The organism is Bifidobacterium hominis, from assembly GCF_040095915.1.
GTDB classification, from domain to species: domain Bacteria; phylum Actinomycetota; class Actinomycetes; order Actinomycetales; family Bifidobacteriaceae; genus Bifidobacterium; species Bifidobacterium hominis.
Genome location: NZ_JBBMFR010000002.1, coordinates 194,980 through 216,726, shown reverse-complemented (window position 1 = coordinate 216,726; position 21,747 = coordinate 194,980). Strand labels below are relative to the sequence as shown.

Genomic DNA, 21,747 nt, shown 5'->3' with positions numbered 1-21,747 from the left:
GTTTTTGTTCGTTTGAGCTTGTATTATTCGTAAATGGCAATATGGCCATTCCACGCTTACAAGCGGCTAGGAAAGGATATACATGAAGACACTCAAGGATCTTGGAGATCTCAAGGGCAAGCGCGTTCTCGTTCGCGCTGATTTCAACGTTCCGCTGGACGGCACCACGATTACCGATGACGGTCGCATCAAGGCCGCTCTGCCGACCATCAAGGCTCTGCGCGAAGAAGGCGCAAAGGTCATTCTGATGGCCCACCTCGGCCGCCCGAAGGGCAAGGTCGTTCCGGAACTGTCCCTCGCTCCGGTCGCCGCTCGTCTTGGCGAGCTGCTCGGTATTGAGGTTCCGCTGGCTGAAGACACCTACGGCGAAGACGCTCAGGCCAAGGTCGCCGCAATGAACGATGGCGATGTCGTGCTGCTGCAGAACGTGCGCTACAACCCAGAAGAAACCAGCAAGGATCCGGAGGAGCGTTCCGCTTACGCCAAGAAGATCGCAGCTCTCGGTGAAGCGTTCGTGTCCGACGGTTTCGGCGTCGTTCACCGTGCGCAGGGCTCCAACTACGACGTTGCAGCTGATCTGCCGGCAGCCGCCGGCCTGCTGGTCGAGAAGGAAGTCAAGGCTCTGTCCCGCGCCACCGTCGAGCCGGAGCGCCCGCTGACCGTCGTGCTTGGCGGTTCCAAGGTTTCCGACAAGCTCGGCGTGATCGAGAACCTGCTTGACAAGGCCAACCGTCTGGTCATCGGCGGTGGTATGGTCTACACCTTCCTCAAGGCCAAGGGCCTCGAGGTCGGCACTTCCCTGCTGGAAGAGGATCAGGTCGAAACAGTCAAGGGCTACATCGATCGTGCCGAGCAGAACGGCGTTGAGCTCGTACTGCCGACCGACATCGTGGTGAACCCGGTTTTCCCGAAGTCCGATGAGGACATCGCCCCGGAAGTCGTGGCAGCCGATGCCATTCCGGCCGACAAGATGGGTCTGGACATCGGTCCGGATTCCCAGAAGCTCTTCCACGACAAGATTGTGGATTCCAAGACCGTCGTGTGGAACGGCCCGATGGGCGTGTTCGAGGTTCCGGCATTCGCAGCCGGCACCAAGGCCGTGGCTCAGGGCTTGGTCGACGCAACCGCAGCTGGCGCGTTCACCATTGTCGGTGGCGGTGACTCCGCTTCCGCAGTGCGCAACCTCGGCTTCCCGGAGGATGGCTTCTCGCACATCTCTACCGGTGGCGGCGCTTCCCTCGAGTTCCTTGAGGGCAAGGAACTGCCGGGCCTGAAGGTGCTCGACTAATTGCTTAACGCATAATCTGGAGGTGCTCCCTTATCGACAAAGGTGGGGGAGCACCTCTTGTTTTCACTAAACCGAAATTACGGCGTACTAACACTGAATGAAATAAGAACGGAGACGGGCAAACACATGGCATCGCAACGAATTCCACTGGTCGCCGGCAATTGGAAGATGAACTTCGATCATCTTGAAGCCACCTATTTCGTTCAACAGCTCGCATGGAAACTTCGTGACATCCATTTTGACTACCGCCATTGTGAAATCGCATTGATGCCGTCCTTCACATCGTTGCGCAGCGTGCAGGTGTTGGTCGAATCTGACAATTTGAAGATTCGCTACGGCGCACAGGCTGTTTCCGTAACATCGCAGGGCGCGTTCACCGGAGATGTGTCTGCCGATATGATCGCTCACCTTGGCTGTTCGTATGTGATTGTCGGCCATTCTGAACGCCGTAAATACCATCCGGAAGATGACGCGAACATCGTGGACCAGGTACGCGCTGTTTTGGCGGCCGGCATGCAACCGATTCTTTGCGTTGGCGAAAGCTATGAGGAACGTCGCAAAGGCATTGAGCTTGATTTCGCCGTGGGGCAGGTGCATGACGTCACGCGCGATCTTTCCGACGAGGAAGCATCGCGTCTGATAGTAGCGTATGAGCCGGTATGGGCCATCGGCACCGGAATGGTGGCCACTCCACAATCCGCTCAGGACGCGGCCAAAGCGATTCGGGATGATCTGTCTGCGACTTTCGGAATACATGTGGGAGAGGCTGTGCGCATTCTGTATGGAGGCTCCGTATCTTCAAAGAATGCCGAAGAATTGATTGGCGAGCCCGATGTGGACGGATTCCTTATCGGCGGCGCCGCGCTGAATGTGGATGAGCTCACCAGAATCTGCCAGCTCACCATGAATGCGACGGTATGATGTTCGCGGAATAATGTTTTTATCGAGTTGGTCTTTCAAGGTACGGTCATTATTCGATTTTCTCAATACCTTGCGCTATTGTTAACGACAGTGTTTACGAACTGGAGGTTCACTCGTGTCCGCTATGGCCATCGTCAAGCTTGTGCTGCAGATTATTCTTGTTATTTTCAGCCTCTTGCTCACCCTGTTGATTCTTATGCACAAGGGTAAGGGTGGCGGTCTGTCCGATATGTTCGGCGGCGGCCTCACCCAGAATGCGGGTTCCTCTGGCGTCGCCGAAAAGAACCTGAATCGTTGGACCGTCATCATCGCAATACTGTGGGTCGCCATCATCATCGCCCTCGGTCTGATGACGAAATTCAACCTCATCTGATTGGCTTTTTGCTTCGGCCCATGACTGTAATCCAGCCATGGGCCGAAGTTGTTTCTATCGTAGTATTGGCTGCAACATACGAGCGAAGGATTGATTTGACGTCTTTGAAAATCGAGAAAACCCAAGAAACCACGATGGTTGTCGCGGATTTGGACGGTACCTTGCTGCATGATGGTGAAACATTCGAGGAACGTTTTCTCACACAACGTTCCATCGATGTGATTAACCGCATGCACGATAATGGCGTGACTTTCGCTGTGGAAACGGCACGTCCGGTCAGCACAGGCTTTTCGTTCGTGGAAAAACTGCCGGTTGATGCCGTCGCCTATCTCAATGGAGCATTGATCGATTTCAATCCATCCTCATCAAATTATGAAATGCTTACTTCGCCGATACTGCCGGAAGATGGCCATCTTAAGAAAATCGGGTTCTCCTCACAGCGAGCATGCGAAGTCTGCAAGAATCTGTTGACCGAACTGCCCGGCATGGAAGTCGGCATTGTCATGGATGATGTGAGATACACCAATTTCGACGTTACGAAATACTGGAAAACACAGACTTGGCGATACACTGACTTCGACGATGTTCCTGAAGGTATTGCCGATAAGCTCATTATCTTCCCTAACGATGAGCAGTGGAATCAGGTCGGTTCTCTTGTGCCCAGCGACTTTGATGTTCACATCTCTGAGGGATCGCTGTGGATGTTAATGAATCCTCAAGCCAACAAGGAACATGCATTGGATCTGCTTGCAGAGCATTTTGAGACGCCAATAAGCAAAACCGTCTCATTCGGCGATGATTTGGTCGACATTGCCATGCTATGTAAATCCGGCAGGGGAGTGGCGGTAGCGAACGCCAATCCGGATGTGTTGAACATCGCAGATGAAATCTGCCCATCCAACAACGATGACGGTGTGGCACAGTGGATTGAAGATAATCTATTGTGACGTCTCGTAATGTTCAAGAGTTACATGAGTTGAACTTCATGAATTGAACTTTTGTTGCAAAGGGATGCGAAATAGTTACATTTCGATATTGAACTTCCGTGATTTCAATAGGTGGCTTGTGCTAGGATTTGAACTAGTATTTGACGAGAATTGAACTGGGAGGACTGGTATGACAGAATCATTCTCCAGCCGGTTGAACGCCGCAATGGCGTTCCGCAATGTCAAACAAATTGACTTTGTGCATGCGGCTGAGAAGTTCAATATCAAACTTGGTAAAAGTCATATGAGTCAGTACGTGAGCGGCAAAACCGTGCCACGTGCCGATATCGCCCATTTTCTTGCGGCTTTTCTGCAGGTCAATGAGGATTGGCTGATGGGAAAGGACGTTCCCATGGAGCAGAACCCCGCCGCCTTGCCTGCAATCGAGTCTGATGAAACCCGACATGATAGCAATCCTGCATCAGCGCAATCAAAAGAAGGAAAGACTATGCGCACCTTTGCGAAATCCCATAAGCTCGACAATGTGCTCTACGACGTTCGTGGTCCGGTGGCGGACGAGGCGGCACGCATGGAAGCAGCGGGAACGCATATTCTGAAACTCAATATCGGCAATCCTGCGCCATTCGGATTTCGGACTCCGGATGAAGTTGTGTATGACATGGCGCAACAGCTGCCTGAGACCGAAGGATATTCACCGTCCAAAGGTCTGTTCTCGGCACGCAAAGCCATCATGCAGTATGCACAGCTCAAGAATATTCCGAATGTCTCCATCGATGATATCTTTACTGGCAATGGCGTCAGCGAGCTCATCAACCTGTCGCTGTCCGCATTGTTGGACAACGGCGACGAAGTGCTAGTGCCTTCGCCGGACTATCCTCTGTGGACCGCCTGCGTGAATTTGGCCGGCGGCACCGCCGTGCATTATATCTGTGACGAGGGATCCGAATGGTATCCCGATATCGACGATATCCGCTCTAAAATCACGGATAAGACCAAAGCAATTGTCATCATCAATCCAAATAATCCGACCGGAGCGCTTTATCCGAGGGAACTGTTGCAGCAGATTGTCGACATTGCCCGGGAACATCAGCTCATTATTTTCTCCGATGAGATTTATGATCGCCTAGTCATGGATGGGTTGGAGCATATTTCTATTGCATCGCTGGCTCCGGATCTGTTCTGTGTGACGTTCTCCGGTCTGTCGAAGTCGCATATGATTGCCGGATACCGCATTGGATGGATGATACTTTCCGGCAACAAGCGTATTGCAAAGGATTACATCGAGGGCCTGAACATGCTGGCGAACATGCGTATGTGTTCGAATGTTCCCGCTCAGTCGGTGGTGCAGACCGCTTTGGGTGGGCATCAGAGTGTCAAAGACTACATCAAGCCAGGTGGCCGCGTGTACGAGCAGCGCGAACTGGTCTATCGGATGCTCAATGAAATTCCCGGCGTTACCGCAGTTAAGCCGAAAGCGGCGTTCTATATCTTCCCGAAGCTAGACGTCAAAAAGTTCAATATTCACTCTGACGAGCAGTTCGCATTGGATCTGCTGCATGACAAGCATATTCTAATCAGTCATGGCGGTGCGTTCAACTGGCAGAATCCAGATCATTTCAGGGTGGTATATCTGCCGCGTATCACGATGTTGAAGGAAACCATAGGTGAGATCGCTGATTTCTTGAGTACATATCATCAGGCATGATGACCTTGGTTGTTTGAAGGACATTCATGGGGTGAAGCGCGCGCAGTATCGCGACGCTCCACCCCTAAATACTTATAGTCACATTACCCATAAGTATGGTTACGATCCTTTGGAGGATGCAAAGCGCAGGCGATCCAAGCGGATCCGTCAGGCTACCGCTTCATGCCTCCGTGCTGGAATAAGCTGAAAACATGTAGAGCAATAACAGAAATTCCCCTGTCAGAATTCTGACAGGGGAATTTTTTAGCCTAAATCGCTAACGTCTAAGCAAGAAGCTCAGCCGTTGACACGGTCGATGCCGGCCTGGACGTCGGTGAGGACGGAATCCCAGGACTTGATGAAGGAAGCGACGCCGTCGGCTTCCAGCTTGTCGGTAACAGCCTTGAAGTCGATGCCCAGCTCAGCGAGCTTGGCCATGATGGCGTGGGACTCTTCGTAGGTGCCCTTGATGGTCGGGGCGCCGTTGCCGTGATCGGCGAGAGCGTTCAGGGTCTTCTCCGGCATGGTGTTCACGATGAGCGGAGCGACGAGCTCGTCAACGTAGACGCAATCGGAGTAGGCCGGGTTCTTGGTGCCGGTGGAGGCCCACAGTGGACGCTGCTTCTTGGCACCCTTGGCTTCGAGAGCAGCCCAACGCGGATCGTTGGCGAACTTGTTCTCGAACAGCTCGTAAGCGAGGCGAGCGTTGGCGATAGCGGCCTTGCCCTCGAGAGCCTTGGCCTCATCGGAGCCGATCTCCTCAAGCTTGTTGTCGACGGCGGTGTCCACGCGGGACACGAAGAAGGAAGCGACGGAACCGATGTGCTTCAGGTCATGGCCGTTGGCGTCAGCCTGAGCGATGCCTTCGATGAAGGCGTCGATGACCTGCTCGTAACGCTCGAGCGAGAAGATCAGGGTGACGTTGACGGAGATGCCCTTGGCCAGGGTTGCGGTGATTGCCGGCAGGCCTTCGAGGGTTGCCGGGATCTTGATCATGGCGTTCGGACGGTTGACCTTCTCCCAGAGCTCGACAGCCTGCTTCTCAGTGGCTTCAGTCTCGTGGGCCAGACGCGGATCAACTTCGATGGAGACGCGGCCATCGACGAAATCGGTGGCTTCGGCGATCTCACGGAAGATGTCGGTGGCGTTACGCACGTCGGTGGTGGTGAGCTCGCGGATAGCGGTCTCAACGTCAACCTTGCCGAGCTCCTTGAGCTGTGCATCGTACGGGCCGACCTGGCTCAGAGCCTTCTGGAAGATGGACGGGTTGGTGGTGACGCCAACGACGTTCTTGTCCTTGATGAGCTCCTGCAGGTTGCCGGACTCAATACGGGTGCGGGACAGGTCGTCCAGCCAGATCGAGACACCGGAGTCAGAGGTGCGCTGAGTTGCTTCAGTCATTGTTTTTCTCCTTGATACCTTTTTGGATCAAATCTTTATCTATTGTGCGGTAAAAGGGGAGAGGCACATGCATTGTGCCCCTCCCCGTCGAATCACTTGGCGGCTTCGACTTCCGCGATGGAGGCCTTGGCGGCTTCGACAACATGCTCGGCGGTGATGCCCAGGTCGATCATGTTCTGAGCGCCGTCGCCCTGCAGGCCGAACTGCTCGATGGAAACCGGCTTGCCGTAGGAGCCGAGGTACTTGTACCACGGCATGGCAACGCCAGCCTCAACGGAGACACGAGCCTTGACGGAGGCCGGAAGCACGGCTTCCTTGTACTCGGCGTCCTGCTCCTCGAACCATTCGAGGGACGGAGCGGACACAACGCGAGCCTTGATGCCTTCGTCAGCCAGGGTCTTGGCTGCGGACACGGCCCACTGCACTTCGGAACCGGTGGCCATGATGATGACGTCTGGGGTGCCTTCAGTGTCAACGAGCACGTAGGCGCCCTTCTTGACGCCGTCCTTGGCCTTCTCGGCGGTCTCAGCGAGAACCGGAACGCCCTGACGGGTCAGCACCATAGCTGCCGGCAGAGTGTTCTTCTTCTCGAAGAAGTAGCGGTAGGCTTCGGCAGTCTCGTAAGCATCGGCCGGACGAACGACCTCAAGCTGCGGGATGGCGCGGAAGGAGGCCAGATGCTCCACCGGCTGGTGGGTCGGGCCATCTTCGCCGACGGCGACGGAGTCGTGGGACCACACATACAGGTTCGGAATCTGCATGAGGGCGGCCAGACGCACGGCGGAACGCTCGTAGTCGGAGAACATGAAGAAGGTGCCGCCGAATGGACGGGTGTGGGAGCCCAGAAGGATGCCGTTGGTGATGGTACCCATGGTGAATTCGCGCACGCCGAAGTGCAGCTGACGGCCGTACGGGCTGCAGACCGGCCACTGCTTGGTGGCGCACTCGGCGGGAGCGAAGGTGGCAGCGCCCTTCAGATCGGTCTTGTTGGAGCCACCGAGGTCGGCGGAGCCGCCCCAGAGTTCCGGCATGACAGCGGCGATGGCATTCAGCACGGAGCCGGAAGCGCCACGGGTTGCAACGCCCTTGCCGACTTCGAAAGTGGCTTCAAGGTCATCAATGGCCTTGTCGAAGCCTTCCGGCAGCTCGCCAGCCTTGAGGCGGTCGTACAGAGCGGCGTTGTCCGGGTTGGCCTTGCGCCATGCGTTGTACTTCTCGTCCCATTCCTTGTGGGCTTCGAGACCGCGCTCAGCAACCTTGCGTGCGTGAGCCAGAGCCTCTTCGTCGACATGGAAGGACTCTTCCGGATCGTAGCCGAGCAGTTCCTTGAGGCCTGCGACGGCTTCGGTGCCCAGCTTGGAGCCATGAGAAGACGGATCGTTGGTCTTGCCCGGGGTCGGCCAAGCGATCAGGGTGTCGACCTTGATGAGCTTCGGCTGGTTCGGGGCAGCTTCACGAGCCTTGGCAATGGTGTCGGCCAGACCCTCGACATCCTCCTTGTAGGAGCCGTCAGGCTGAATGAAGCTGAACTCGTCGGTGTACCAGCCGTAGGCCTGGAAGCGCTTGAGCACGTCTTCAGCCAGAACCAGGTTGGTGTCGCCTTCGATCTGGATGCGGTTGGCATCGAAGATTACGGTCAGGTTGCCCAGCTGCTGGTTGGCAGCAAGGGACGCAGCTTCGCCGGAGATACCTTCTTCGATATCGCCTTCGCCGCAGATGACCCAGATGTTGTGGTCAAACGGGGACTCGCCTGCCGGAGCTTCCGGATCAAGCAGGCCACGCTGGAAGCGCTGGCCATAGGCGAAACCGATGGCGGAAGCGAAGCCCTGGCCCAGCGGACCAGTGGTCATTTCGATGCCCGGGGTCAGGCCATATTCCGGATGGCCCGGAGTACGGGTGTCAGCGCCGCCACGGAAGTTCTTCAGATCGTCCAGGGTCAGGCCGTAGCCGGAGAAGTACAGCTGGACGTACTGGGTGAGGGAGGCGTGGCCGCCGGAAAGGATGAAGCGGTCGCGACCTTCCCAGTTGGGATCGTTCGGATCATGCTTGATGAAATGCTGATACAGAGTGTAGGCGATAGGCGCCAGGGAGACGGGGGAACCCGGGTGGCCGTGTCCCGCACGCTCAACCGCGTCGGCCGACAGGACCTTGGCCATCTTGATGGCGCGCTCGTCCAGCTCGGTCTCCTTGAATTCGGTCATGGATTACTTTCCTTCCAATTGGTCGGGCCGCGTATCCGGCTTGTGCCGAGCGCTCGACGCCCTCACATTGCGTTTCCCATAGTAGCGACGTGAGGTGACGTTGTGATGGATTTTTGGCGTGTTTTGGTAGTTTGTGTTCTGTTAGCGCTAACAATTAACATTCTCGTGCGATTGTTCTGTTCGATTGGTGGTATGACGAGCATTTCGGGAGATCGATATCGAAAAAAACGAGAAACACGTACTCTGGAAGCGAACGTATTAGCACTCGCGCGGCACGAGTGCTAATACAATGGGAGAAGCATTTACGGAAGATGGTTTCGCCTAATATCGCAGATATACCGAAAACCGGATTCCGCTGAGTTGTATCGCATATGTGAAAGAGGAGGCACGCATGACGCAGTCAAGACGTATGTTGGTACTGCGTGCCATCGTCGAGGACTATATTCGCTCGCAGGAGCCAGTCGGTTCGACCACCTTGACCAAAGATCATGATCTGGGCGTCAGCTCGGCCACCGTCCGTAATGATATGGCCGCCTTGGAAGATGAGGGATACCTTATTCAACCCCATACGTCAGCAGGGCGCATACCAACGGAAAAAGGGTACCGATACTTCGTGGACCGTTTGGCCACAGTGGTGCCGATGTCCGAAGCGCAACGCCGTGGCATCAACAGCTTCTTGTCGGGATCCGTCAACCTGCAGGACACCTTGCAGCGCGCAGCCCGTCTTCTGGCGCAGATCACCGGTCAGGTCGCAGTCGTAGCGGCGCCGTCGTTGGCGAAATCAACGTTACGGCATATCGAAATCGTTCCCGTATCAATCAACACCTTATTGGCCGTCGTCATCACCGACACCGGCCGAGTGGCGCAGCATATACTCAACGTTTCCGAGTTGCCGGATGCCACGGTGCTGTCGCATCTGGTCAACGAAATCAATGCGCAGTGCGCCAGCGTTTCCTTGACTCGAACCGCAGACTATGTCAGGCAGATGTCGTCCCGCAAGGAATACCACTCCATCAGCAAATTGGTGGAAACGCTTGCCCAGGCTTTCGATGGCATGGCCGACGACGAGCGCGCGAGCGAACTCTATATGGCAGGAACCTCACGGCTCGCGCACCAGCGTACCGTGGCCGATCTTGCACCATTGTTCGATGCGTTGGAAGAGCAAGTCGTGCTCATGAAACTCATGAGCTCGTTGAGTGAAGCCACGCAATCCAATGGAGTCGGGGTGGCCATCGGATCCGAAACGCACACGCCCGGCCTGCTGCACGCATCCGTGGTGACCAGCGGATACGGTCGAACCTCGGCAACCGTTGACGACGCCGCAGAAGGCGAAACTGCAGAAGAACAAGGGAGAGAAGCCAGCGATCGCACCACTACAGCGCAAGATTCCAGCGAGCCCATTGCTTTCGTCGGATCCATCGGGCCGACGCATATGGACTACGCGGCGACCATGGCCGCAGTGCGTGCCGTCGCCAGATATCTGACCGCATTCGTGGCACACGACGAAAACCAAACCAACAGCTGACCCCGCCTTATGGCACAATGACACGCAGAAAACAATAGGGAGAAAGAACAACAGTGACGGACTATTACGAAGTGCTGGGCGTAGACCGCTCCGCAAGCGACGAGGAGATCAAAAAGGCCTATCGAAAGATGAGCCGCAAATATCATCCCGATATCGCAGGTCCGGAATTCGAAGATAAATTCAAGGAAGTCAACAACGCTTACGAGGTACTGTCCGACCCGCAGAAGCGTCAGATGTTCGACGCCGGCGTGGACCCGAACGATCCAAATGCCGGAGGTATGGGCGGCAGCGGATTCGGTGGCGGATTCGGCGATATGGGAGACATCTTCAGCATGTTCACTGGAGGTGCCTTCGGAGGTGGTAACGGTGGACCGACCCCGCGTACGCAGCCAGGACGTGACTCACTTGCCACGGTAACCATCGACTTGAAGACGGCGGTGTTCGGCGACACCGCGCATGTTGAGATCAAGACGTTCGGCCTATGTCAGGAATGCGCCGGAACAGGGTGCCAGAAAGGCACCCAGCCTGCGCAATGCCCCGACTGCCATGGACAAGGCTACGCCCAGCGCGTAGTACGCACCATGCTCGGCCAAATGATGACCACTGCGCCATGTGAACGCTGCGAAGGACACGGTACCGTTATCGAAAATCCGTGTCCGTCCTGCCTTGGTCATGGTCGCGTGCGCACCACTCGTAATGTCGGTGTGTCCGTGCCTGCCGGAGTGGCGAACAATACCCGTCTGCGTCTCGCCAATCAGGGCGAAGTGGGTGAAAACGGCGGTGTTGCCGGCGACCTGTATATCGATATCCGCATCGCTCAAGACGACACCTTCACTCGTGACGGTGATAATTTGCACTGCTGGATTCAAGTGCCGATGAGCTGGGCCGTGCTGGGGCATGATCTGGAAATCGACACGTTCGACGGCAAGCAGTCGGTGAGCGTGCCTGCAGGAAGTCAGCCTGATGACACTGTGACCTTGAAGAACCTGGGTGTCACCCATCTTAACAACAAGAACGAACGCGGCGATCTGGTGGCGCATATCGCAGTGAAGATTCCGACAAAGCTTACCGATGACGAGCGTAAGCTGATGGAACAGTTCGCCGAAAAGCATGACGCCGACGCCCAGCATGTCGCGGTAAGTGCACGTCCAACTACCGGAACGAAGAAGGGATTCTTCTCCAAGTTGAAAGATGCGTTGCGCTGATTTTCCTTGTTCTAATGCCTTACATCCGATAAGAAAACAGCGTTAGATCGCATTCAAATAGCCGGTTGCTTCAAAAATCAAGGCAACCGGCTATTTTGTCAATGTTTCTGCTGTAGCAAGCGGATTGTCTCATGTCTACAACAGCCAATCATTAGACATATCTACATGTTTATTTGAGCAATGACCGGCACATGGCGCGATATTGGTTCACATAACCGCCGCCGAAGAACACGCAATGGCCGGCGATGGGGTAGAGCTGCCACAAAGTGGTTCGTTCCTGCCATCCTGCCTTCAACGGGTGCACGGACTGGTATCCGTCGAGAATGTCCCGCAAATACGACATACCGAACAGGTCAAGCATGGCGAGATCCTCTTCACGATGTCCGCCATGCGCGGCCGGATCGATCAGCACCGCTTCCACAGATCCGGAATCGGCTGACCACATGACATTGCCGCTCCACAGATCGCCATGCACACGCGCAGGCTTATCGTTAGCTGCTTTGCCCAGTATTTCAGGCAGCGCTTCAATGACAGCTTCAGTCAACTCCATGTCGTAGTCGGTCAGTTCGCGACGTTTCATACCAAGCCGTACCATTGGTCGGAGCCTGCCTTCGGCCAAATATGTGACCACGTCATCCCATTCGCCTGTATCCATAGGAACCGGATCCTGCAGGGGGCCAAAATAGCAGGTTCCCGCATAGCCGGCCGGGGCGGATCCGAAATAATCAGCACCGGCATCGTGCATGCGGGCGAGGGACGCGCCGAAATTATGCGCGGCCTGCAGTGTCGGCCCGCAGGCGTTCACACGTTCGATATCAAGATAATCCTTGTCCCAATCGTATACGTCCACAACACGCGGACCTCCCTTGGAGCTCGCTTCACCAAGCCATTGCAGGCCACGGCCTTCGCATTCGAAGAAACCTTCCGGGCTGAATGCTCTGCTTTTGCGGTATTTGCTCATAATGCCAGGCCTTTCTTTTGCATCATGCGCCACGTTTGCGAGACTATATAGAGTCGCTGGCGAGATTCCGATAGGTTTTGGCACCATTGTGTGCATAGTTTGAGACAACTCAAGGATCCATAGTGAAAAATTAGACCCCTCTCGCTAGTCTTGGATGCGGAAAAGCAGACGAAACCATTGATACATATAAAAGAGGGTTCATGAATTTTTTCCAAGCGATTTTCCTTGGGCTGGTGCAGGCATTGACCGAGTACCTGCCGGTTTCTTCCAGTGCCCATATCCGCATCATCGGCGATTTGATGCTGGGCTCTGACCCGGGTGCCGCGTTTACCGCCATTATTCAGATTGGCACCGAGCTTGCCGTCATTTTGTATTTCCGTCACGACATCATCCGTATTCTCGGTGCTTGGTTTGGCTCCCTGTTCGGCAAGGAGGGCAAGGACTTCAAAAGCCGTATGGGCGCACACAATCCGGATACCCAGATGGGCTGGTTCATTATTCTCGGCACCATGCCGATTCTGATTGCGGGCCTGCTGTTCAAGCATGCCATCGAAGGATCGCTGCGCAATCTGTGGATCACCGTCACCGTGCTTGTGCTATTCGGCGTGTTGCTGTGGGTGGTCGATGCTCGTTCCAGGCAGGTCAAGACCATGAAGGAAATGACGTGGAAGGACGCGTTGATCTTCGGCATCGGCCAGATGCTCGCCCTGATCCCAGGCGTTTCCCGTTCCGGCGGCACCATCACCTTCGGCCGTGCTATGGGGTACACCCGTGAGGCAGCCGTTCGCGTGAGCTTCCTTATGGCCATTCCCGCCGTATTCGGCGCAGGCATTCTGGAAGCCGTATCGGCCGTTAAGGACGTTGCGACGGGGGATGCCGGCATGTTCCCAGGCTGGGGCCCGACCATCGCCGCAGCCATCGTAGCGTTCGTAGTCGGCTATGTGGTGATTATCGGCTTCCTGAAGTTCGTATCCACATTCTCGTACAAGGCATTCGCCATCTACCGCATCGGCTTGGCAGTCGTTGTGGCACTGCTGCTGATCACAGGCGTGCTCTCTCCGCTGGAAGCCGTGGCTACAGCGTGAACCTAGTTCGATAAGCGAACAACAAACAAGAAAGTTGGGCCGGCCATCGCAGGATGGTCGGCCCAACTTGTATATTGACAGCCTGTCGTCAGTTGCAACATCAATTGCCACGCAAGAACGATTCGGCCTCGCGAATCAATTCCTCACATGCCGGCATGCCATTCGACGCGATACGTTGTGCCTGGGCGTTCAAATCATAATCCCGCTCCAAACAGGCAAGATAATCGCCAGCGTGTGTCTGCTCGACAATCTCATCGGCATTTTTGCGCCATTCTGCGGCCTTCCTGTTCAAATCACCCTCGATAAGCGGATGCTCCAACAGAAGCGACAATGCGCGAACCAACTCAAGCGTGCCCTGCAAACATTCCGTATTGGCGCAATAATGAGGCACGGAAACCCACATGGACGTGGTTCGGAATCCTGCATCCGACGCAAAAGCGTCAAGAATATTAGGAATGCCCACAGGGCCGTTATATTCCTTGTCAGGCTCGCTTTCGCAGCCATTCTTGGAAATGTCAAGCGGCAAAGGCCTCGTATGGGGGCAGTTGTCGAACATGGATCCTAACGTGACGATATCGCTCACATCGTAATCCTCTGCGATACGCAATGTATGCCTGCAGTATTCCTCCCAACGATAATTCGGCTCGGGGGCAATCTGCGCAAGCAAATGCAGCGTAGGGGAGACGTCAATGTCATAAAACGTGGTCTGCGGCCAAATGATTCGTTTACGTCCCTGTACCGAGCAGATCATCGGGCGAGCCACCTGATAATCATAAAAACCCTCGTTGTCGATATGACGCACCTCCTGTGAATCATATCGCGATACAAGATGCCGTATGACATTCGTCGCGGCCTGGCAGGCATCATTCCAACCCTCGAATGCGGCGATCAATATCGTCGTTCGTCTTGTCGTCTCCTCACACATATTTCAAATGTATAACGAAACCGTAGAGGCTGCGACACGCTTTTGCCGTCGGTGAATGACAAGCATTCGCGATATCGCTGAAAACCACTGCAGACAGTCAACGAAACAGTTAACGGTCTATTTTCACAGCACTTTCAGACGTTTATCATTTTGTCCGATAATGTATGTTATGTCAGAAAAGTATGCCCGCCTTCGACTGACACTCTCTTCTGTACATAACATCGTGGATTACGCCAGCACGTCCCTTTCAGGACTTTGCTCGGACATAATCCAACGGTATGACGGGTGGCGTCTTCGCTGCGCTGGACGCCTTTCATGGTCAGCCTTTGATGGCTCGATTGAGTTTTCTTTCCATTTCGCTTTTCATGCCATTCCTGGCCTGCAGATACATAAACACCAGCTCCGCGGCGATCAGCAAAATCATCAGCGCGGCTGACGGCCATCCTACTTGCTCGTAGAAATGCCGGAATTTTACGGAAAAACCAGATTTGAACATCGTATATACCGGGTATGGCAAGGCGCCAATAACCAATGAGGCGAAGTGTAAACCAACAATCGGCCAACGTACTGGATATACGTCGCGCTTGGTTTTTGAGAAGATATTTCCGCGAATCGCGGTAATCGAACAAATGTTCACTGCAATGACTGCCGCGACAATCCACAGCAATGCCGGCAGGATATCAGGCATGCGACACTCCCCCTATTGTAATCCGTCTCTACATATCTACCGTATATCGATGACCATGTAACCCGACTTGGCCTGTTCAACCTATGCGGTATCGCCAAACCTGTATATTACAGTGAAACAGCGGTGTGTGCCTGCCGCTTCGCATCAAGCTTCTTTTTCATGCGCATCGCAGCGATGTCGTCAACAGGACGGGTCGAGTCCGCGGTGGAAGGCATTGTAGATAAATCGACATACTCCTCGTGTTCAAGAGCATCCCTGATTTGCTTCCACAGGGATCCCATGGATACTCCGAACACTGCCCTACCGCTTTGCAACAGTGCCATCATTTGCTCGCTGTCCGTGCATTCGTGCACATGCTGCCCATCACACATAATAGTGATGTTTTCCAGCTGCTCAGTAGTGCGTTGCGTTAGAAAGCCAATGGCAGCTGTCACATTCTGCAGATTGATGCCCGCATCAAGCAGTTTTTTCGACACGGCAAGAATCACCACGTCCTTGAACGAATACAATCTACGTGACCCAGACCCATGCGATGGAGTGATGGAAGGCTCCACAATCTGCCTGCGCGCCCAATAATCAAGCTGACGATAAGTGATGCCGGACACCCTCGATGCCACTGAACCCTTATAGCCACGCGTCACCAGCTGTGCATCGCTTGCGGGAAACAACTCCCCCTGTACCGCAGTCGGCACATGCAGATGCAACCGCATTGTTGGCCCTGCCTCATTCATCGCATTCTCCTACGACACATAAACAACGCCCATGAGCCTCTGTATGAAGCCCATGGGCGCGAAGCTGTTGTACACAGTTTATCCCGCATCACGCGGATCAACCGGCAATGACGGCCTTATTGTCGAAATAAACCAAACGGAACTTGCCAAGAATGATTTCATCGCCATTCTTAAGTTCCTGCTGATCAACACGCTGACGGTTCACATACGTGCCATTCAAGCTTCCCGCATCGATGACGCAATACCTGCCATTCGACCTGCGGAACACCGCGTGGGCGCGAGAAACCGTGGAATCATCCAAAAGGATATCGGCACTCGGATCACGGCCGACGGTAATCTCATCCTCATCGAGAAGATACCGCGACCCCGATACCGCTCCCCTAGTCGAGATCAGCAGCGCCGTGCCGTCGGCAAGACGCATAATGGTTTCAAGGTCCTCCTTCGTCAGAGGACGGTCTCCGGTGGAAGTAACCGGTACAGTTATTGCAGGAAGGCCAATGATGGTCGTTTCACCTGCGCTTGGAATCGGATCAGTCATAGTCGCCATTCTAGTCATTACCCTTACAAATAGCCGGCATTGAGGCCGGCATGGTCACGAATCATACACCGCAAAGCGGGTTTCACCCCTCAGTTTTGTCAATAATCGACACGAACTGGTCGTGCGGCAGCATGTCGTCATAGCTACGCCAACGGCGTTCCAGCTCACGATTTGCCTCGTCATGCTGTTGTTGACCAAGTTTGGCATAAGCTTTCAGCTCGTTCGGTCCCATATCTTTGACCGGCTGATTGAGATTCAATGCTTCGTCACTCACAGACAGCCATTGTAGCCACACACCCTGAAAGAGTACGAAAAGCCCGGATACAGCGTGTGCCCGGGCTTAAATCACATTTAAAGATCAATATTACAAAGAATAATTTCAGCGCTGCTCGTCGATCATTTCCTGCAGTGCCTTGTTGACGGACGGAGAACCGGCCGCCATGGACAGGGCGTTGATGCCGCTGATTTCGAAACCACGCTTGATTGCGGAGAAAATCTGATTCTTGTTCATGTTATTTCCTTAGTGCTCGTTTTCTTTGACGCACCTTGCGTCTTACCATCTTCTGTTGTTGACAAGTACCAATATAGAGATTTGTCAGACTGAAATCATTGCCCGACCATTCGTTTTATAGCAAAATCATCGGTTACTCTTGAATTAAGAGCATTGACTGGAGAGTATGGCTTCGGCCAGCGAGTTCGCCCTGCCGGCCGCTACATACGACACGCCTGAAACGACGCCCAAACCGACGAAAACTAGCCAGTCGAAACCACTGCAGACTCTACTGCAGACCGAAACGCCCATGACCATGAGAACCACCGTCCAAACCCGACGGCCGCCACCCATTTCCGACACGCCGAACGAAACGGCGGAATCCCAACGAAACCAACAAAAAAAGCGGCACATCATGCCGCCCGATGGTGGGTGATATAGGAATCGAACCTATGACCCCTTCCGTGTGAAGGAAGTGCGCTAGCCGCTGCGCCAATCACCCAATAATGGTTGTACAGGAACTCATGTCCCAGTGGGCGATACAAGATTCGAACTTGTGACCCCTTCCGTGTCAGGGAAGTGCGCTACCTCTGCGCCAACCGCCCAGGTTATCCATCACGCCAACTTACGTCGAGCACAATGAGAGGTGGGTACGAGAGTCGAACTCGTCTATACGGCTTTGCAGGCCGCTGCCTAACCGCTTGGCTAACCCACCCTAAAGGTCGATAATCAATCGGAACCTTAGAGCGGACAACGGGACTCGAACCCGCGGTCTCAACCTTGGCAAGGTTGCGCTTTACCAACTAAGCTATGTCCGCATGTGCTCCGCAGTATCACTGCCTGAGCACGAGTATCTACTATACTCACATTTCCGTAATTCGCAAATCAGCGTGTCGCGCCTTTTCTGGACGCAACGTCAGCCGAAATATTCCTCAACGACCTGCGCGAGTTCGTCTACAGTATCGATGACTTGGTATGCGCCATGCTCCTTAAGCTCGTCTGGCTCGGCATAGCCCCATCCGCAACCTAGGCAGTCAAGGCCGCACGCCTTGGCCCCATCGGCATCGGTCCAGCGATCACCAACCATCAACGCACGATCACCGGCAGCCTCATCAAAACCGATATGCTCAAACGCCCAACGGATCACCTGATCCTTGTCAAGGCGGGAATTATCGGTGCTTGCACCATAAATACCGTCGACCATCGTATCCAAGTGGAAATGCTCACAAATCGGAATGCACTGATACTGCGGCTTGCAACTGGCAATCGCCAGATAATATCCATCAGCACGCAATTTGGTCAGCTGCTCCGGAATACCCTCGTAGATGGTATTGTTCAAACGCCCCGGCACTTTCTGCCCTGGATTGTTGGGATCGTCGAACACAGCCTCATCTGCATAATACCTGCGATAAATAGCAATGCCCTCATCAAGACGATCTTCAGGAATATCGTTGCGCTGCAGGGATTCAATAATCGCAGGACCGATGAATCGCTGTAACTCCTCATCATCCGGGACCGGATACCCCAATTCCTCGAACACCTTGACCACACAGCCGATGATTCCCGGATCGGATTTGGTCAGCGTACCGTCGAGGTCAAGCAGAACGACTTTCTTGGATTGCTTGGTCTGTTCGGACATGAATTGGTTCTCCCTTTATTCCTATCGATTCATTTTCATCGATGTGATACCTGTTGACGCTAACAATTATGCCCAGCCATACTGACTGGGCATAATGTTCAAGTGTCGTTCAACTGCAGGTCACTCGTAGTCTGGGAACCAACCGTCACGATGCATCTGCAGTCGCTTCTCAAGCAGCGTCTTCAACTCGTCTTCGGTACGACGTTCCAGCAGCATGTCCCAGTGTGTACGAGTCGGCTTGGAGATTTCGTCGTCCTCACGATCCTCATCGCCCTCACGACGCGCAGTCATGCCGCAACGGCATTCCCATTCCTCCGGAATCTCCGCGCCCTCAGCGAACGGCAGAATCGTACGGTGCCCTTTCGGGCACACATATGCGACGTCGTTTCGTGCCGCGAAATCCACATTGTCATCGGATTCCAACGACTTTGCGCCGATGCTCATGCCTCGCAGGCTGCGTTCTGCCATATTGCCTTTGCCTCCTTGGGATTGTCCGCTCTTTCTAAGCTACAGAACAGTTCGGACGTGTCTTTTATTCCTTGTTCGTTTGCTGATTGCCGATTTTTACTGTCAATTTTAGTCGACGCCAGAATATGCGACGATGCCGCGATTAATACGCTCGTATGCCTGTCTTGCGATTGATGGCAATGTTTCGGCGCGTTCGGCAAGATACGGTCCGGCCACAGCTATCTGTTGCAGCACGTCGGCAAGTCGTTTACAGTTGCGCACGAAATCTCCGCCAGTCAGCTCAGTGCCATATAACACCTGCGAGAGGCTTTCACCCTGCGCCCACTCGTAGACGATGTCGGTGATGCCGAAATCAAGCTGGCGTGGCTCTTCGAGCATATGATCCTCACACAGCATGGCGATCGACGCATGTACACCTTTGAGCTGCGCGGCGCACACGGCCACATTGCCCTGAATGCCTCCAGGATAACGACGCGGCTCTCCCCCGCTTCCCCTGCGGGCTTCGAATACCAGCGATGCGACAATGCTGGCCAACTCACAGGCATTCAAGCCGTCGAATGCACCAGCCTCGATCGCTTGGGCCAATACCAAATCAAGCTCACTGTACAGATGCCGCAGCAACTGGCCCCGTTCCGTAAGCTGATAATCGCCATGGCCCGCGGATCCCCGCACCGACTGAAGATAGCCGAGGTCGGCAAGCACAGTGCAGATATGATCAAACTGACGTGCCACGGAACCGGTACGCGAATCGTATCGATGCTGAACACGTTCTAATTCACGCGTCTCACGCGCCCAGCGATGCCCCCATTTCAAGTGCTTCTGCACGTCTGGGCACTTGTGGCACGGGTGGTCACGGTCTTCTTCACGAAGTTTTTTAATGCGTCGGTCAAGCTCCATGAACGCCTGGCTACGGTCTTTCTGCGTGCTGAACACCTCATGTTTAAGCCTGCGACGTTCATTCTTCTCCAAATCACTCAAGCGCATCCTTAGACGCATGAATTCCTTGAAATCACCAAACTCACATTGGAAGGCCTGTTCGTACCCTTCCAAAGCCTTGCACAGGGTTTTCATCTGCGCTTCAAGCTGCCAAGCCGACTCGTTGGCCTCCCACTGCGCGAAGGAATGGTCGAGCGTAACGCGGGCGGTCTCGTAATCGCTGGTATTCAACAGGTTCACAGCCATGTTGAAAGTCGGTCTGAAGCTTGAGTGCAATGGATATACTCGCTTGCTGGACAACGAGGCCGCAGTGGCTGGCATAAAACCACGGTGATCCACTACAACGGCATGTCCAATGGTGTCGATGCCGCGACGTCCTGCGCGACCGGTCAGCTGGGTGAACTCGCCGGGAGTCAAGCCAACATGTCCGGTGCCATCGAATTTCTCGAGTTTTTCGACCACCACGCAACGCGCCGGCATATTGATGCCCAGTGCCAGCGTTTCCGTTGCGAAAACCATCTTGACCAAGCCCTCTTCAAACAAACGTTCGACAATCTGTCGGAACAGTGCGACCATTCCCGCATGGTGTGGGGCAAATCCTTCTTCCAAAGCAAAACGGAATTGCGAGAAATGCAGCGCTTTCAAATCCTCTTGGCTTAGCTGGCCTTCGACCATTTCATCAACGATCCGTCTGATCCTACGTACTTCATCGCCGGTGGTGAGTTCCAAACCAGCATTGATGCATTGGTCGACCGCCTGATCGCAACCATTCCTTGAGAAAATGAAATAGATTCCCGGCAGCATGTCAAGAAAATTCAGTTCATCCACAACGGCCCAACGTCGAGGCGTATGACGTTCAGCTTTGTGGGGACGTTCATCCCAGCGTCCGCCCTTGCCTTTGGAACTACGCCTGTCGGGACGCTCCTCTCCTCTGCGACGTGCCGCCTGACGGTCCAGCTGATCGAGTCTGTTCACCAGTTGTGCATTGAGTTTGACCGTCTGTTCACCGTTGGCGTCACGGCGGTACAGATCGATAAGCTCCGGTTCGGTATGGTCGTCTGCCTGCACGAGCACATGCTGTTCCAGTGGTACCGGACGCTGTTCCGATACGACCAGCGTGGTTTTGCCACGGACGGATTCAATCCACTCGGAAAAATCCTCGACATTGGAGACCGTTGCGGAAAGACCGATTATCTTCACATTCTCCGGCAAGTGGATGATGACTTCTTCCCATACCGGACCTCGGAAACGGTCGGCGAGATAATGCACTTCATCGAGAATCACATAACGAAGCGCTTCAAGCGTTACGGAATGCTCATACAGCATATTGCGCAGCACTTCGGTGGTCATGACCACAATGTTCGCTTCGGAATTGATAGATGTGTCTCCGGTCAGCAATCCAACCTTATCCGCGCCGTACTGGGCAACCAGATCATGATACTTCTGATTGCTCAACGCCTTGATCGGCGTGGTATAGAAAGCTTTGACGTTCCGTGTCTGTGCCAGATAGATGGCGAAATCCGCTGCAACCGTCTTGCCCGCGCCGGTCGGCGCCGCTACGAGCACATTATCCCCGGCCTCCAATGCCTCGTTGGCCTGTAACTGGAATTCGTCAAGTTCAAATGGCAGGGATCTGGCAAACTCGGCGGCAACAGTACGCTGTTTGGCCTGCGTCTGTTTGAATGCGGCGTACCGCTGTGCGGGGGACAGTTTGACGGTCTCATTGGTATCCGACATGCCA

20 protein-coding genes and 4 tRNA genes are annotated in these 21,747 nt (G+C 54.4%); 8 read left to right on the top strand and 16 right to left on the bottom strand.

The window, feature by feature from the left end; translation table 11 throughout:
- Window positions 1-82 precede the first annotated feature (82 nt).
- The 5 genes from WMO36_RS02400 (at window position 83) to WMO36_RS02380 (ending at window position 5,234) form a co-directional block, all read left to right on the top strand.
- Entirely contained in the window at window positions 83-1,288 is a 1,206-nt protein-coding gene (locus tag WMO36_RS02400) for a phosphoglycerate kinase (RefSeq protein ID WP_099571843.1), read from the top strand.
- Between the two features lie 126 nt (window positions 1,289-1,414).
- On the top strand, window positions 1,415-2,209 hold the full coding sequence (gene tpiA, locus WMO36_RS02395) for a triose-phosphate isomerase (protein ID WP_099571844.1): 795 nt from the start codon (window positions 1,415-1,417) through the stop codon (window positions 2,207-2,209).
- A gap of 124 nt (window positions 2,210-2,333) precedes the next feature.
- Window positions 2,334-2,582 carry a preprotein translocase subunit SecG gene (gene secG / locus WMO36_RS02390; RefSeq protein ID WP_099571845.1) on the top strand — a complete coding sequence of 83 codons (249 nt, stop codon included), beginning with the start codon at window positions 2,334-2,336 and terminating at the stop codon, window positions 2,580-2,582.
- A 134-nt stretch (window positions 2,583-2,716) separates the two neighbouring features.
- On the top strand, window positions 2,717-3,529 hold the full coding sequence (locus tag WMO36_RS02385) for an HAD family hydrolase (protein WP_099595600.1): 813 nt from the start codon (window positions 2,717-2,719) through the stop codon (window positions 3,527-3,529).
- Between the two features lie 169 nt (window positions 3,530-3,698).
- Complete coding sequence (locus WMO36_RS02380; protein ID WP_099571847.1) at window positions 3,699-5,234, top strand: aminotransferase class I/II-fold pyridoxal phosphate-dependent enzyme; 1,536 nt, start codon at window positions 3,699-3,701, stop codon at window positions 5,232-5,234.
- Window positions 5,235-5,510: 276 nt separating this feature from the next.
- On the opposite strand, the gene tal is transcribed toward WMO36_RS02380, so the two are convergent.
- A complete protein-coding gene (gene tal / locus WMO36_RS02375; RefSeq protein WP_003834796.1) occupies window positions 5,511-6,614 on the bottom strand; it encodes a transaldolase in 1,104 nt (367 codons plus the stop codon).
- Window positions 6,615-6,706: 92 nt separating this feature from the next.
- A complete protein-coding gene (tkt, locus tag WMO36_RS02370) occupies window positions 6,707-8,815 on the bottom strand; it encodes a transketolase (protein ID WP_099595611.1) in 2,109 nt (702 codons plus the stop codon).
- 391 nt (window positions 8,816-9,206) lie between these two features.
- Between tkt and hrcA the strand changes: the two genes are divergently transcribed.
- Window positions 9,207-10,340, top strand: coding sequence for a heat-inducible transcriptional repressor HrcA (hrcA, locus tag WMO36_RS02365; RefSeq protein ID WP_144090335.1), 1,134 nt, complete (start codon window positions 9,207-9,209; stop codon window positions 10,338-10,340).
- 53 nt (window positions 10,341-10,393) lie between these two features.
- Entirely contained in the window at window positions 10,394-11,545 is a 1,152-nt protein-coding gene (gene dnaJ / locus WMO36_RS02360) for a molecular chaperone DnaJ (RefSeq protein ID WP_099571851.1), read from the top strand.
- Between the two features lie 169 nt (window positions 11,546-11,714).
- Here dnaJ and WMO36_RS02355 read toward each other — a convergent pair whose 3' ends face one another.
- Entirely contained in the window at window positions 11,715-12,506 is a 792-nt protein-coding gene (locus WMO36_RS02355; protein WP_144164082.1) for a fructosamine kinase family protein, read from the bottom strand.
- A gap of 200 nt (window positions 12,507-12,706) precedes the next feature.
- Between WMO36_RS02355 and WMO36_RS02350 the strand changes: the two genes are divergently transcribed.
- Window positions 12,707-13,591 (top strand): undecaprenyl-diphosphate phosphatase, encoded by an 885-nt coding sequence (locus WMO36_RS02350; protein ID WP_099571853.1) that lies wholly within the window; start codon window positions 12,707-12,709, stop codon window positions 13,589-13,591.
- Between the two features lie 100 nt (window positions 13,592-13,691).
- On the opposite strand, the gene WMO36_RS02345 is transcribed toward WMO36_RS02350, so the two are convergent.
- The 13 genes from WMO36_RS02345 to WMO36_RS02285 form a co-directional block, all read right to left on the bottom strand.
- Window positions 13,692-14,516, bottom strand: coding sequence for a PAC2 family protein (locus WMO36_RS02345; protein ID WP_144090336.1), 825 nt, complete (start codon window positions 14,514-14,516; stop codon window positions 13,692-13,694).
- A gap of 319 nt (window positions 14,517-14,835) precedes the next feature.
- Window positions 14,836-15,204 carry a hypothetical protein gene (locus tag WMO36_RS02340; protein WP_099571855.1) on the bottom strand — a complete coding sequence of 123 codons (369 nt, stop codon included), beginning with the start codon at window positions 15,202-15,204 and terminating at the stop codon, window positions 14,836-14,838.
- A gap of 107 nt (window positions 15,205-15,311) precedes the next feature.
- Entirely contained in the window at window positions 15,312-15,935 is a 624-nt protein-coding gene (locus WMO36_RS02335; protein WP_099595619.1) for a MerR family transcriptional regulator, read from the bottom strand.
- Window positions 15,936-16,032: 97 nt separating this feature from the next.
- On the bottom strand, window positions 16,033-16,473 hold the full coding sequence (locus WMO36_RS02330) for an FHA domain-containing protein (protein WP_099571857.1): 441 nt from the start codon (window positions 16,471-16,473) through the stop codon (window positions 16,033-16,035).
- An 82-nt stretch (window positions 16,474-16,555) separates the two neighbouring features.
- Complete coding sequence (locus tag WMO36_RS02325) at window positions 16,556-16,747, bottom strand: hypothetical protein (RefSeq protein ID WP_099571858.1); 192 nt, start codon at window positions 16,745-16,747, stop codon at window positions 16,556-16,558.
- 105 nt (window positions 16,748-16,852) lie between these two features.
- Window positions 16,853-16,984, bottom strand: coding sequence for a hypothetical protein (locus WMO36_RS02320; protein WP_003834774.1), 132 nt, complete (start codon window positions 16,982-16,984; stop codon window positions 16,853-16,855).
- 405 nt (window positions 16,985-17,389) lie between these two features.
- Window positions 17,390-17,465 (bottom strand) — tRNA-Val (locus WMO36_RS02315).
- Between the two features lie 31 nt (window positions 17,466-17,496).
- A tRNA-Val gene (locus tag WMO36_RS02310) sits at window positions 17,497-17,568 on the bottom strand.
- Window positions 17,569-17,607: 39 nt separating this feature from the next.
- Window positions 17,608-17,678: transfer RNA gene (locus WMO36_RS02305), tRNA-Cys, on the bottom strand.
- 30 nt (window positions 17,679-17,708) lie between these two features.
- Window positions 17,709-17,781: transfer RNA gene (locus tag WMO36_RS02300), tRNA-Gly, on the bottom strand.
- 98 nt (window positions 17,782-17,879) lie between these two features.
- Complete coding sequence (locus WMO36_RS02295) at window positions 17,880-18,602, bottom strand: HAD hydrolase-like protein (RefSeq protein ID WP_302147247.1); 723 nt, start codon at window positions 18,600-18,602, stop codon at window positions 17,880-17,882.
- 120 nt (window positions 18,603-18,722) lie between these two features.
- Entirely contained in the window at window positions 18,723-19,070 is a 348-nt protein-coding gene (locus tag WMO36_RS02290) for an RNA polymerase-binding protein RbpA (RefSeq protein WP_003834769.1), read from the bottom strand.
- 108 nt (window positions 19,071-19,178) lie between these two features.
- The gene (locus WMO36_RS02285; protein ID WP_302147249.1) at window positions 19,179-21,743 is read right to left on the bottom strand and encodes a DEAD/DEAH box helicase; all 2,565 of its coding nucleotides are present in this window, start codon (window positions 21,741-21,743) and stop codon (window positions 19,179-19,181) included.
- Between the last annotated feature and the right edge of the window lie 4 nt (window positions 21,744-21,747).

Bases quoted from the DNA above. Each gene is read 5' to 3' on its own strand.
- WMO36_RS02400 (WP_099571843.1), top strand. From the start codon at position 83: ATGAAGACACTCAAGGATCTTGGAGATCTCAAGGGCAAGCGCGTTCTC.
- tpiA (WP_099571844.1), top strand. From the start codon at position 1,415: ATGGCATCGCAACGAATTCCACTGGTCGCCGGCAATTGGAAGATGAAC.
- secG (WP_099571845.1), top strand. From the start codon at position 2,334: ATGGCCATCGTCAAGCTTGTGCTGCAGATTATTCTTGTTATTTTCAGC.
- WMO36_RS02385 (WP_099595600.1), top strand. From the start codon at position 2,717: ATGGTTGTCGCGGATTTGGACGGTACCTTGCTGCATGATGGTGAAACA.
- WMO36_RS02380 (WP_099571847.1), top strand. From the start codon at position 3,699: ATGACAGAATCATTCTCCAGCCGGTTGAACGCCGCAATGGCGTTCCGC.
- tal (WP_003834796.1), bottom strand. From the start codon at position 6,614: ATGACTGAAGCAACTCAGCGCACCTCTGACTCCGGTGTCTCGATCTGG.
- tkt (WP_099595611.1), bottom strand. From the start codon at position 8,815: ATGACCGAATTCAAGGAGACCGAGCTGGACGAGCGCGCCATCAAGATG.
- hrcA (WP_144090335.1), top strand. From the start codon at position 9,207: ATGACGCAGTCAAGACGTATGTTGGTACTGCGTGCCATCGTCGAGGAC.
- WMO36_RS02355 (WP_144164082.1), bottom strand. From the start codon at position 12,506: ATGAGCAAATACCGCAAAAGCAGAGCATTCAGCCCGGAAGGTTTCTTC.
- WMO36_RS02350 (WP_099571853.1), top strand. From the start codon at position 12,707: ATGAATTTTTTCCAAGCGATTTTCCTTGGGCTGGTGCAGGCATTGACC.
- WMO36_RS02345 (WP_144090336.1), bottom strand. From the start codon at position 14,516: ATGTGTGAGGAGACGACAAGACGAACGACGATATTGATCGCCGCATTC.
- WMO36_RS02340 (WP_099571855.1), bottom strand. From the start codon at position 15,204: ATGCCTGATATCCTGCCGGCATTGCTGTGGATTGTCGCGGCAGTCATT.
- WMO36_RS02335 (WP_099595619.1), bottom strand. From the start codon at position 15,935: ATGAATGAGGCAGGGCCAACAATGCGGTTGCATCTGCATGTGCCGACT.
- WMO36_RS02330 (WP_099571857.1), bottom strand. From the start codon at position 16,473: ATGACTGATCCGATTCCAAGCGCAGGTGAAACGACCATCATTGGCCTT.
- WMO36_RS02320 (WP_003834774.1), bottom strand. From the start codon at position 16,984: ATGAACAAGAATCAGATTTTCTCCGCAATCAAGCGTGGTTTCGAAATC.
- WMO36_RS02295 (WP_302147247.1), bottom strand. From the start codon at position 18,602: ATGTCCGAACAGACCAAGCAATCCAAGAAAGTCGTTCTGCTTGACCTC.
- WMO36_RS02290 (WP_003834769.1), bottom strand. From the start codon at position 19,070: ATGGCAGAACGCAGCCTGCGAGGCATGAGCATCGGCGCAAAGTCGTTG.
- WMO36_RS02285 (WP_302147249.1), bottom strand. From the start codon at position 21,743: ATGTCGGATACCAATGAGACCGTCAAACTGTCCCCCGCACAGCGGTAC.